General features: G+C 47.2%; 10 protein-coding genes and 1 pseudogene. 6 read left to right on the top strand and 5 right to left on the bottom strand.

From position 1 onward, the window contains the following. Positions 1–342 precede the first annotated feature (342 nt). The 3 genes from HH682_RS14930 to pdxR form a co-directional block, all read right to left on the bottom strand. Positions 343–1,377 (bottom strand): methionine synthase, encoded by a 1,035-nt coding sequence (locus HH682_RS14930; protein WP_214238283.1) that lies wholly within the window; start codon positions 1,375–1,377, stop codon positions 343–345. 27 nt (positions 1,378–1,404) lie between these two features. Then, the gene (locus HH682_RS14925; RefSeq protein ID WP_214238282.1) at positions 1,405–2,385 is read right to left on the bottom strand and encodes a DUF1852 domain-containing protein; all 981 of its coding nucleotides are present in this window, start codon (positions 2,383–2,385) and stop codon (positions 1,405–1,407) included. A 320-nt stretch (positions 2,386–2,705) separates the two neighbouring features. After that, entirely contained in the window at positions 2,706–4,160 is a 1,455-nt protein-coding gene (gene pdxR / locus HH682_RS14920; protein WP_214238281.1) for a MocR-like pyridoxine biosynthesis transcription factor PdxR, read from the bottom strand. Between the two features lie 104 nt (positions 4,161–4,264). Here pdxR and HH682_RS14915 point away from each other — a divergent pair. Further along, positions 4,265–4,996, top strand: a pseudogene (locus HH682_RS14915) (GNAT family N-acetyltransferase). Here the strand turns inward: HH682_RS14915 and HH682_RS14910 are convergent. Further along, on the bottom strand, positions 4,986–5,357 hold the full coding sequence (locus HH682_RS14910) for a winged helix-turn-helix transcriptional regulator (RefSeq protein WP_214238280.1): 372 nt from the start codon (positions 5,355–5,357) through the stop codon (positions 4,986–4,988). The pseudogene HH682_RS14915 and the gene HH682_RS14910 overlap by 11 nt on opposite strands. Before the next feature lie 145 nt (positions 5,358–5,502). On the opposite strand from HH682_RS14910, the gene HH682_RS14905 reads away from it, so the two are divergent. The 3 genes from HH682_RS14905 (at position 5,503) to HH682_RS14895 (ending at position 7,055) form a co-directional block, all read left to right on the top strand. Further along, positions 5,503–6,117, top strand: a complete 615-nt coding sequence (locus tag HH682_RS14905; RefSeq protein WP_250318724.1) for an NAD(P)-dependent oxidoreductase — start codon at positions 5,503–5,505, stop codon at positions 6,115–6,117. Positions 6,118–6,132: 15 nt separating this feature from the next. Then, on the top strand, positions 6,133–6,600 hold the full coding sequence (locus HH682_RS14900; RefSeq protein ID WP_214238279.1) for a nuclear transport factor 2 family protein: 468 nt from the start codon (positions 6,133–6,135) through the stop codon (positions 6,598–6,600). 92 nt (positions 6,601–6,692) lie between these two features. Next, on the top strand, positions 6,693–7,055 hold the full coding sequence (locus HH682_RS14895; RefSeq protein ID WP_214238278.1) for a YnfA family protein: 363 nt from the start codon (positions 6,693–6,695) through the stop codon (positions 7,053–7,055). A 47-nt stretch (positions 7,056–7,102) separates the two neighbouring features. Here the strand turns inward: HH682_RS14895 and HH682_RS14890 are convergent, their stop codons facing one another. Continuing rightward, a complete protein-coding gene (locus HH682_RS14890; protein WP_214238277.1) occupies positions 7,103–8,626 on the bottom strand; it encodes a BCCT family transporter in 1,524 nt (507 codons plus the stop codon). Between the two features lie 264 nt (positions 8,627–8,890). Here HH682_RS14890 and idnD point away from each other — a divergent pair, with 264 nt between their 5' ends. Together idnD and HH682_RS14880 are read left to right on the top strand one after the other, a co-directional pair. After that, positions 8,891–9,919 carry an L-idonate 5-dehydrogenase gene (idnD, locus tag HH682_RS14885; RefSeq protein WP_214238276.1) on the top strand — a complete coding sequence of 343 codons (1,029 nt, stop codon included), beginning with the start codon at positions 8,891–8,893 and terminating at the stop codon, positions 9,917–9,919. A gap of 93 nt (positions 9,920–10,012) precedes the next feature. After that, positions 10,013–11,332 (top strand): gluconate:H+ symporter, encoded by a 1,320-nt coding sequence (locus tag HH682_RS14880; protein WP_214238275.1) that lies wholly within the window; start codon positions 10,013–10,015, stop codon positions 11,330–11,332. The last annotated feature ends 84 nt before the right edge of the window (positions 11,333–11,416 follow it).

Raw genomic sequence — 11,416 nt, 5'->3', positions numbered from 1 at the left:
GGTTTTACACCGATGCAGCATATTCAACGTGTTAACTGATTCTACTTATTACCTCCGTTAAAAATGGGGGGATTACCCATTGAAAAATATATGTTCTACTAATTGGAGTCATTACCGGCAAGATATTATTATCAGTTTCTTTTATATAGCAGTTAAAAATTATCATGTGTGTCGTAAAATCCCGACCTTTAAGGCGAGGAGGATGTCAAAGGATGATTACTGATGAGGTAGGTGTTGTGGATAAAAGGGATGAGTGAGAGTGGAAAGAGGATTGATGATCAAGGTACGCCCAGTGACATTCAGTTATGACAACTTACACTCACTGGGCGATAAGGCGTAGGCCTATTGTTTATTTAATAATTCATTACGCACAATCGCGGCACCGGCACTTAAAGCACGCAGCTTCGCATTGGCGACCTCGCGTGATAGAGGTATCATCCCGCAGTTGGTACTGGGGTAAAGCTTATCGGCGTCAACAAACTGCAGCGCTTTACGCAGGGTATCTGCCACTTCCTCCGGGGTCTCGATAGTATTGGTCGCCACATCAATCGCACCGACCATCACTTTTTTACCACGGACCAATTCGATCAAGTCCATCGGCACGCGCGAGTTCTGGCATTCTAAAGAGATAATATCGATATTCGATTGTTGTAACTTTGGAAAAATCTCTTCGTATTGACGCCACTCTTCACCGAGGGTCTTTTTCCAATCGGTATTCGCTTTGATGCCGTAGCCATAGCAAATATGGACTGCAGTCTCACATTTTAATCCTTCGATGGCTTTTTCTAGCGCGGCAATCCCCCACTCGTTAACTTCATCGAAGAACACGTTAAACGCAGGCTCATCAAACTGGATGATATCGATACCCGCCGCTTCCAGCTCTTTCGCTTCTTGGTTCAAGATCTTGGCAAATTCCCATGCCAGTTTTTCGCGGCTTTTGTAATGCCCATCATACAGCGTATCGATCATGGTCATTGGGCCAGGGAGTGCCCATTTAATCGGCTTATCGGTGAGCTGGCGTAAGCGTTTCGCCTCTTCAACAAACACGGATTTAGGACGAGAAACCGCACCCACCACGGAGGGGACGCTCGCTTCATAGCGGTTACGGATTTTGACGATTTCACGCTTCTCAAAATCAACGCCGTCCAAGTGTTCAATAAAGGTGGTGACGAAGTGTTGACGTGTTTGTTCGCCGTCACTGACAATATCAATCCCTGCGCGCACTTGGTCATCTAAGCACAGGCGTAAGGCATCATTTTTACCATCAACCAGCTCTTGGCCTTCTAGCTTCCACGGCGACCATAATTTTTCTGGCTCAGCAATCCAAGACGGTTTTGGTAAGCTGCCCGCTGTGGAGGTAGGTAATAAAATTTTCATAACAGGTGACCTTATCGTTTTAATTTATTAGAGAGCTTGCTGAGCTGACCATTGTTCAAGTTGTGCTTGGTTCGGTTTAATAAAATGTTCTTCGGTAAATTTACCTTGTTCGGTGGCTAACCGCGCGCGTTCTTCACGGTCATATTCGATCACCGTTAATGAGTGATCTTGATGGTTAAGAGCCGGTTGAAAGCGCAATCCTGCCGGTGAATTGGCATTGTAAATTTCTGGGCGATAAATTTTTTGGAAGGTCTCCATGGTGCTAAGAGTACTGATAAGCTCAAAATTGCTGTAATCGCTTAGTAAGTCACCGTGGAAATAGAAGGCCAATGGTGCAACGCTATTGGCAGGCATAAAGTAGCGTACCTTCAGACCCATTTTACCGAAGTAATCATCAGTTAAAGATGGGGTATCTTGTTGGTACTCAATCCCTAATACTGGGTGAATATTACCGGTACGCTGATAGATATTTTTACTGGAGACGCTTAAACAGATAACCGGTTGTTTACTAAAATGCTGCGAATAGGTCTCTGAATTAACAAAAGCTTTAAAAATATTGCCGTGCAGCACACCGTAATTATCAGGAATGGAAAATTGGGCTTTATCTTTATTAAACTCCGGTAGCACTACACTAAAATCGTAATCACGCACATAGGAGGAGAAGTTATTCCCAACAATCCCCTCGATACGCTGCCCGGTTTCGGTATCTACTACCGTGGTTTTTAAAATTTCGATCACCGGGAAACTGTCGTGACTGCTAGCATTAATTTTCATGCCGACCGAAACAATCTCCAGTTCCACCGCATAACGGTCGGAATTCGGGTTATCCCAAGTGACCAAAGAATTAAAACGGTTATTAATCATGGTTAACGCATTACGCAGATTCTGCTGACGTTTCTCACCCCGCGCGAGGTTAGCGAAATTGGTGGTGATACGCGTGCTTTCTGAGGGGTTGTAATGTTCATCTAAGCGAAGGCTTTTAATACTAAAGGAAAATGCGTTATTCATTATTATTGGTATCCTAATTCTGTTGTGATGCCTGATTTGCACGCGGGCTATAATTATTTTCTAAGCGCGTTGAGTTCAGTGAAACATACTGTCTGTCGCCAATGACTTATTTATGCCAGAGTCGACGTGACAGGGGAAGTGACTTAATTTCACTTCTGTATGAGTCATCTTCATGTTGCCGAAGTACTAGGGAACAGAGAGATCTATTACCCTGTAAAATTATTAGCTATCTTATTGTTTCATTGAGTTTTATATCTTTCTCTCAGCGTCATTAACTCGCTCTAAAAAACATGATAATCCGACAACCTGTTAGGATAAGCTCAGGTGTGTCGCTGAATAATTTTCACTAATTCTTCGACAGCTGAGGTAATGTGCTGAGTGTCGGTATTGCCATATCCAATCACTAAACCAGATTGCTGATGTGCGGGCAGATGGAAATAGTGTGAGTAAGCACGCACACCAAGTTGCCGCTGATTAGCGACGAGAGCAATGGCGGCATCGTCGATATGATCAGGTAATCTCAGCGTTAGATGCATGCCTGATTTTCCCCCCAAAATTTCCTCTTCGGGAAAATACCGTTGTAAGGCCTGACGTAAGGCTTGTTGGCGTTGACGATAGAGACGGCGCATACGGGCAAGGTGGCGTCCAAACTCGCCGTTTTCAATAAAATTTGCTAAGGCAATTTGTTGTAAACGATTACTACTTCGAAAAGTCTCATCTAATAATGATTTTGCCTGTTGCATTACCACAGTGGGGAGTATCACAAAACCCAAACGTAGGGTAGGAAAGAGGGTTTTACTGAATGAACCGATGTAAATAACCGGCCCTTCATTGAGAATTCCTTGCATGCTGGCAATCGGTTCACCTTGATGGCGAAACTCTCCATCATAATCATCCTCAATAATCCAGCAGCCGTGTTGCTGTGCTTGCTGTAACAGCGCCAAACGTCGAGATATGGAAAGAACGGCACCAGAAGGATATTGGTGGGCGGGCGTGGTGTAAATCAACGTAGGGGGGCTGCTCTGCCAAGCGCTTTCCGGAATGGAGAGTCCTTCTTGATCCACCGGCAGAGGATGAATGGCGAGGTTACTCGCTCGAAAACTCATGGCCGCGGCGCGATAACCGGGGTCTTCCACCCACACAGTATCTTCCGGTTCAGTAAACAGCATGATACAGAGTTCCAATGCCTGTTTTGCCCCTTTCGTAATAATAATCTGTTCAGGCTGGCATACCACGCCTCGCGCGAGATACAGATGCTGAGCGAGGGCTTGCTGTAGACGTTTTTCGCCAAGAGGGGGTGTAATACCGAGCTGCGAACGTTGCAAGGATTGGCAGGCACACTCTAATGATCGCCGCCATGCAGTGAGGGGGAATTCACTTAATGCCGGCATTCCGGGAGCCAACAACATTTTTGTCGATAACGTCGGGCAGAACCTCAAGGCATGGACGAGGTGTTTAGGGAGGCGGTAGGAGGGCGCGCGATGTGGCTGAACGGGCAATGTAGGAAGATCGAGGCGCGGGGCGACGCGTGTCCCTGTGGGGTCGGCGATAAAATACCCTTCGGCAAGTGAATGTTCATAAGCATTCACCACTGTGTTACGCGATACACCCAACTCTTTAGCCAATCTCCGCGAAGACATTAATAGGGTCCCGGCGGGAAGTTCGTTCTGCAATATAGCGTGTTGTAAACGAGTGATTAACTGTTTTTGCAGCGACACCTTTTTACTTCCTGGCGTTGCAGGTGCTCTATCCAAGGGAAGAGTAATATCGAACATTCAGTGGACCTAAAAAAATCTAACAAACTGGTACTTTAATACATACCACAGGTTTGTCATCTTGTCGTTCTTCCTACTTTAAATTGATCACAACAGAGGTCAGTATGACGCGATATAACATATTCCAGCAACCGATTGGCGAGCCGGTAGCGAATTGGCAAGGGGCACAACTTCCGCGTAAGACGGTGATTACGGGCTGGTATTGTCGACTTGAACCGATTAGCGTAGCCGCACACAGTCAAGACCTCTACCAAGCATTGAATCAAGCCGAGGATGATCGAGATTGGACCTATTTACTTGCGGGCCCTTATAGCCATTTGGCGGAGTATCAAGCCTATCTGGCACAGCTAGAGACGCTCAATGATCCTTTGCATTATGCGATCATCGATCAAAGGACGTAGCAAGCGGTAGGCAGTATTGCGCTGATGCGCATCAATGCTCAGCAAGGTGTGATTGAAATTGGTCATGTTACGTATTCACCGCAGCTTAAACGTACGCGATTAGCGACTGAGGCTGTCAGCCTATTATTACATTATACCTTGGGCGAACTCGGTTACCGGCGCGTAGAGTGGAAATGTAACTCCCTTAACCACCCCTCACGGGCTGTAGCCTTGCGATTGGGTTTTACTTATGAAGGGCTTTTTCGACAAGCGATGGTCGTGCGGGGCCACAGTCGTGATACGACGTGGTATTCAATTATTGATAGCGATTACCCCGCGTTGCAGGCTGCATACCAGCAGTGGCTGGCACCAGAAAATTTTGATATGGCAGGACAGCAACGGCAGAAAATTGGCGAATTGATAGAAAAACAGCGTGCCGCAGTGGTTAATCCGTGACTAAGGCACCGCCATTGGTTTTGCGCGCGTAGCAAATCGCTTCATGATGGCTGTCTGCCCAGTCAACCAGTTGGCGTAAAGGCTGTAGGAAAGATTCACCCAGAACAGTGAGTCGATACTCGACGCGTGTCGGTACTTCTGCAAAGACCGTGCGAGAAATATAGCCGTCAAACTCTAACCTTTTCAAGGTTACCGTCAACATCTGCCGTGAGATATCGCCAATTTCGCGATGTAGCTCGTTAAAACGAAAAGCTTTACTCGCCAAAGACTCCAGGATCAATAAACTCCATTGGTCACCAATACGATCTAACACATCGCGAATCGGGCAGGGGTGCCCATATTCCGCATACTTATTTGCCATAACGTTACCTTCATTTTTATTAGGTGGTCATTTTATCCTGACTTAGGTGCAAGAGGCCAACCTCTTGCAAAGATTTCAGCGGCACAGTAGCATTAAATTAATTGGTCTACAATTAAGACCAAGTCTTCATTTTATTAAGGAGGTTATGATGGTTTCTGTAGCAGTCGTTGGGGCGTCAGGTCAGGTAGGTTCACGTATCCTTAAAGAGTTAGCACAACGGGGCCACAAGGTGACGGCGATCGCGCGTCAGCCTGAGGCTATTCCTGATCTGCCAAATGTCTCGGTAGTAAAAGGGGATATCACTGATACCCAAGCCTTCATTGATACATTAACGGGGCATCAAGTTGTGGTCAGTGCAGTGAAGTTTGCGCAAGTTTCACCTGCAACGCTAATCGATGCGGTGAAAGCCTCAGGCGTGGCGCGTTATCTGGTGGTCGGCGGTGCCGGCAGCCTTGAAGTCGCGCCAGGGCAGTTGCTTATCGACCAACCTAATTTCCCTGAAGCCTATCAGGCGGAAGCACGTGCCGGACTCGATTTTTTGAATCGGTTACGTGAAGAAAAAACATTGGATTGGACTTTTATCTCGCCGTCGGCACTGTTTGAGGCGGGAGAGAGAACGGGAAATTTCCGTCTAGGCCGCGATACATTATTAAGTAATGAACAAGGTAGCCGTATCTCCTACGAAGATTATGCTATCGCCCTAGTCGATGAAATTGAAAATCCTACACATTCACGTCAACGCTTTACTGTCGGTTATTAACCTCGGAGCATAATCATGCATAAGGTCAAAACGTTACTATTAACGGTAGGTGTGCTACTGGCCAGTACGTCATCGATGGCCGCACCGGCCACACAGGCAGCATCGTCATCTGCGGAAACTAATCGCCAGCTTGTTGTGCACTTCTATAACCAATTTTTCAATCAGCATGATACAGATGCGGCAGCGAAAGTGGTTGCTGAAGACTATCGCCAGCACAATCCACAAGTACCAGATGGTAAGAAACCTTTCGTCAGCTACTTTACCGGTTATTTTAAACAACATCCGCAATCGCGAGCCAAAATCATTCGTAGTGCGGTAGACGGTGATTTAGTATGGCTACATATCCATTCGACAGAAAGTGCTAAAGATCGTGGACAGGCGATCGTGGATATTTTCCGTGTTCGCGACGGTAAAATTGTTGAGCATTGGGATGTCATTCAAGGCGTTCCAGAGACTGCCGCTAACAGCAATACTATGTTTTAAGCCAAGGTGAGTCAGTTAGTGGTGTACGGTAAATTTACGCCGCCAGCTTGTCTCTCTCGGTTCAATCAGATACGTTCCCTCATGATCGATTAATGTTGAGGGAACGCCTCTTGCTTTACGTCTACTATTTCTTTCTGTTTGTGATCACAGCCATTGCGGAGATCATTGGTTGTTATTTACCCTGGTTAGTTGTCAAACAGGGTAGACCCCTGATTTTACTTATCCCGGCTGTACTCGCTTTACTCATCTTTAGTGGTCTGCTCACTCTGCATCCCGCGGCGGCGGGACGCACTTATGCGGCTTACGGAGGGATCTATGTTTTGGTGGCCCTAGCTTGGTTACGCTGGGTCGAAGATATTAGCTTAGGCCGTGATGACTATCTTGGCGCATTCATCATTTTTATGGGCGTTTTGGTGATCATGGGACAACCCTTATCTAAATGGCTGAGCAAATAGATAATAGTCCCCACTCCCAAATGATTGAGGGGATGGGGAATGAGTGATCAGGCGCGCTGCAGATCGCGATATAAGCTTACCATATAGAGCAAAATCACTACCGAAAAGGGCAGGCCTGCAACCACTACAGCCGTTTGCATGGCACTAAAGCTGCCCGCATAAAGCAGTCCTGCGCACAGCACAGTGGTGACAATGGCCCAAAAAAGACGTAACCAGATGGGGGCGTCATCTTCAGAGGTCCCTCCTTTACTGGCTAAGTTGGCAATCATTAATGTGCCGGAATCGACGGGGGTAAGGAACAGTACGAAGCTGATTATCACCGTAAACACCGCAGTCACTGTCGGCCAAGGAAGGTACTCTAGCAATTTGTAGACCGCCATCGGTGGGTCAGATAAAGCAACCTGCCCCAGAACCGCTTGTCCTTGCTCAAGCACTAACGAGATCGCCGTGTTACCGAATAGGGATAGCCACGCTAAGGTAAAACCGAGAGGGATCAGCATCACGCCTAAAATTAATTGACGTATGGTTCTGCCGCGAGAGATCCGAGCAATAAATAGCCCGACGAAAGGTGCCCAAGCCACCCACCACGCCCAATAAAAGAGTGTCCAAGCCCCCTGCCATTTTTCTGCCTTGCTATAGAGATACACCTCAAAGCTTTTTGCCACCACACTCGACATATAATCACCGGTATTTTGCAGTAACCCATTTAGTAGGTTGAGGGTGGGACCGGTAATAAAGAGAAAAAGAAGTAATAAGCAGAGAAAGCCGACATTAAGATTAGAGAGGAGGGCGATCCCTTTCTCTATACCAACTACGGTGGCCACTGTCGCCACTACCATCATAATGATAATAAGGGTGAAGAGTAGCTGCGGAGTCTGCGGCAGGCCAAAGAGATAATTTAATCCGGCTTTAACGAGTAACGCCCCAATTCCAAGGTTTGTCACCATCGAGACAACCGTGACCAAAATACCGCAGGTATCAACGGTATGGCCGATCCAGCCGTGGATCTTGTGACGAAACAGGCCGTAGAGTGCCGAACGTAGCGCTAAGGGTTGATCACGACGATAGGCAAACCAGGCCAGAGCCGTGGCAATTAGCGCATACAGTGCCCAGCCATGCAGTCCCCAATGCAGAAAAGTAATCGCCATGGCTTCGCGTGCCGCATGGATAGTGCCCCCTTGCCCCTCTGGCGGCTGCAGAAAGTGAGCCAAGGGTTCATAGGCACCGTAATACACTAGCGCAATCCCAATCCCCGCAGAGAATAGCATTGCCACCCAAGAGAGATAGCTAAATTCTGGGGCTTCATTCTCGTGACCCAACAATTGAGACCCGTGACGCGAGCAGGCGAGCCAGAAGACAAACCCCATCGATAGCACCATCAGCACCATATAATACCACCCAAAAACGGCAGTGACCCACGTTTGTGCCCGAGCTAACCATAATTGGCTCGCGGTAGGGTAGAGGACGGTAACGAGCCCCATTAGTAGGATCAGAAGCGATGAACACAAGAATACAGGGAGATTCACGCGTACGGGGGAGGTCGATTTAACAGGGGGATTGAGTAGCGCCATACATTTTCCTGAGTCAATTTTTAAACAAAAGTGAAACATTAATTTAACTTTCGGCGATTATGGGTTTATTTGATTAATCGTTCAATTAAAAAAATCAGTTTTAAGAGGTCGGTAGCAAGTTTTAGCGGTTCGTTAAAATTCTGACTCAGTCACAGTGTGAAGAATCTTCATCATCGATATCTCGGTTTAGTGCGCTAATCGACAGATTAAAATGGAAATTCCCTATTTGATATCACCCTCATTCATTCTATTAAGGTGGCAAGCATGACGCTGTCTACTCACTCTTGCGTAGTGAAAGGAAAACATGAGGTCGAAGTCATCAGTCAGAGAGTGACTTATCAAGGAGAAGGAACCTTGGTAAAAATTTCGCGTGGTGGAATTTGTGGTTCAGATCTGCACTATTATCAGCATGGAAAGGTCGGTAACTATGCCATTCAGATGCCGATGATCCTTGGCCATGAAGTGATCGGAACGGTAGAGAAAACCGACAGCTCTGTACTTAAGCTTGGACAAAAAGTCGCGATCAATCCGTCAAAAGCCTGTGGTGAATGCCAATACTGTTTAGCCGATGACACGAATCAGTGCCTAGCGATGCGCTTTTTCGGAAGTGCAATGATGTGCCCACATGTCGACGGAGGTTTCACCCAATATAAAATTGTCGACAGCGCGCAGTGTGTTCCCTTCGAGTCTTCGCTCGACGATCGGGTTATGGTTTTTGCTGAACCGTTGGCGGTGTGCCTTCACGTACTGAACCAAGCTGGGGGAGTTACTGATAAGCGTGTTTTTGTATCCGGTGTGGGGCCAATTGGATGTTTACTGGTCGCGGCGGCCAAGGCGAGTGGTGCTAAAGAGATTATCTGCAGCGATATTAGTGCTCGTGCGCTGGCGTTAGCTGAAAATTTGGGGGCATCTGTAACCTTACACGCTGACGATGAGATGATGTTTTATCGTGCTCAAAAAGGGTTCTTCGACGTGAGCTTTGAAGCGTCAGGCCATCCCAGTGCTTTAACTCGCTGTATCGATGTGACCCGGGCAAAAGGTTGTATTGTCCAAGTCGGTATGAGCGGCGATATCCCACTATTTCCGATGATGACCGTTATCGCAAAAGAGTTGCGAATCGTCGGGACCTTTCGTTTTACACATGAATTTACCACGGCAGTCGAATGGCTGGCGAGTGGCACAATTAATCCCCTAGCCCTGTTTAGCGGTGAGTATAGCTATCGAGAGATCGACGAAGCCCTGCAATTCGCCGGGGATAAACAACGCGCATCGAAGGTCCAGTTAGTTTTCTGATGTTAACACCGTGTCGGGACGACTAAAGGCTTAAGCTAAAGGCCATCGCGCCCCCGCATTCCACCAAAATAATAATTTAATAAGGTAGGTTATATGCCTATTACCATCATTGCCCTGGGTGTTTTACTGTTACTCGTATTAATGATTGTCTTTAAGGTGAATGGTTTTCTTGCGTTAATCTTTGTCTCTGCAGTCGTCGGGATCGCTGAAGGGATGACGCCACTGCAAGTCATTGTTTCTATTCAAAAAGGCGTAGGCAGTACCTTGGGTGGATTAGCGATGATTTTAGGCTTCGGCGCCATGCTGGGTAAATTGGTTTCTGACACCGGTGCTGCGCAACGTGTTGCGATGACCTTGATTGATGCTTTTGGTAAACAGCGCGTTCAGTGGGCGATGATGGTGACGGGGCTTATTGTCGGATTAGCGATGTTTTACGAAATAGGGTTCGTTTTATTACTCCCGCTAGTCTACACCGTCGTCGTAGCAGCCGGTATTCCATTACTGTATGTTGGGGTACCGATGGTAGCAGCCTTATCCGTTACGCACTGTTTTTTGCCCCCCCATCCAGGTCCGACTGCGATAGCCACCATTTTCGGTGCTAATCTAGGCACAACGTTACTCTATGGCATAATTTTAACGCTTCCTACCGTCATCATTGCTGGACCGATCTTCTCTAAATTTCTTAAGAAATTTGAAAAGTCACCACCAGAGGGGCTCTATAATACCAAGATATTTACCGATGCTGAGATGCCAGGATTCTGGACCAGTATTTTTGCTGCGGTGATCCCTGTTGTACTTATGGCCTTGGCCGCCGTATTCGAGTTGACGGTGGCTAAAGAGAATCCGGTTCGTCAGTTTTTTGAATTTATTGGAAACCCTGCCGTGGCGTTATTTATCTCGGTCATTATTGCCGTGGTGACACTCGGCCTACGTAATGGACGTAAGATTGACGAGGTGATGGAGATGTGCGGCTCGTCGATTGCGGCGATCGCCATGATCGTATTTATTATCGCGGGGGGTGGGGCATTCAAACAGGTATTGGTCGATAGCGGGGTGGGAGAATATATCGCGCAGATGATGCGAAATTCTTCGCTTTCACCATTACTGATGTGTTGGACCGTCGCGGCTATGTTACGTATTGCTCTGGGATCCGCCACCGTTGCTGCCATTACGACCGCCGGGATTGTGACCCCGATTATTGCGGTGACCCATACCGATCCAGCCTTAATGGTACTTGCGGTAGGTGCTGGCAGCGTTATTGCTTCCCATGTGAATGATCCAGGTTTTTGGCTATTCAAAGGGTACTTTAACCTGAGTGTGGTGGAAACCCTAAAAACGTGGACAGTGATGGAAACTATTATCTCGGTAGTGGGCTTAGCGGGGGTGTTAATTCTTGAGGTAATAGTGGCATAGGGGAAATGGGTGATGTATCCAATTAGTTGAATTGATGTATAATCATCGCTTTGAGGTTTTCTCATGGCCAGCGTTACTGTTCAT

This window comes from Rosenbergiella gaditana (genome assembly GCF_018494065.1).
Lineage (GTDB): Bacteria > Pseudomonadota > Gammaproteobacteria > Enterobacterales > Enterobacteriaceae > Rosenbergiella > Rosenbergiella gaditana.
The sequence above is the reverse complement of the archived record's forward strand: the minus strand, read 5'-3'. Positions and strand labels throughout refer to the sequence as shown.

Excerpts from the sequence above, each read along its gene's own strand:
- HH682_RS14925 (WP_214238282.1), bottom strand. The coding sequence starts at position 2,385 with ATGAATAACGCATTTTCCTTTAGTATTAAAAGCCTTCGCTTAGATGAA.
- HH682_RS14930 (WP_214238283.1), bottom strand. The coding sequence starts at position 1,377 with ATGAAAATTTTATTACCTACCTCCACAGCGGGCAGCTTACCAAAACCG.
- idnD (WP_214238276.1), top strand. The coding sequence starts at position 8,891 with ATGACGCTGTCTACTCACTCTTGCGTAGTGAAAGGAAAACATGAGGTC.
- HH682_RS14905 (WP_250318724.1), top strand. The coding sequence starts at position 5,503 with ATGATGGTTTCTGTAGCAGTCGTTGGGGCGTCAGGTCAGGTAGGTTCA.
- HH682_RS14900 (WP_214238279.1), top strand. The coding sequence starts at position 6,133 with ATGCATAAGGTCAAAACGTTACTATTAACGGTAGGTGTGCTACTGGCC.
- HH682_RS14910 (WP_214238280.1), bottom strand. The coding sequence starts at position 5,357 with ATGGCAAATAAGTATGCGGAATATGGGCACCCCTGCCCGATTCGCGAT.
- HH682_RS14880 (WP_214238275.1), top strand. The coding sequence starts at position 10,013 with ATGCCTATTACCATCATTGCCCTGGGTGTTTTACTGTTACTCGTATTA.
- HH682_RS14895 (WP_214238278.1), top strand. The coding sequence starts at position 6,693 with ATGTTGAGGGAACGCCTCTTGCTTTACGTCTACTATTTCTTTCTGTTT.
- pdxR (WP_214238281.1), bottom strand. The coding sequence starts at position 4,160 with ATGTTCGATATTACTCTTCCCTTGGATAGAGCACCTGCAACGCCAGGA.
- HH682_RS14890 (WP_214238277.1), bottom strand. The coding sequence starts at position 8,626 with ATGGCGCTACTCAATCCCCCTGTTAAATCGACCTCCCCCGTACGCGTG.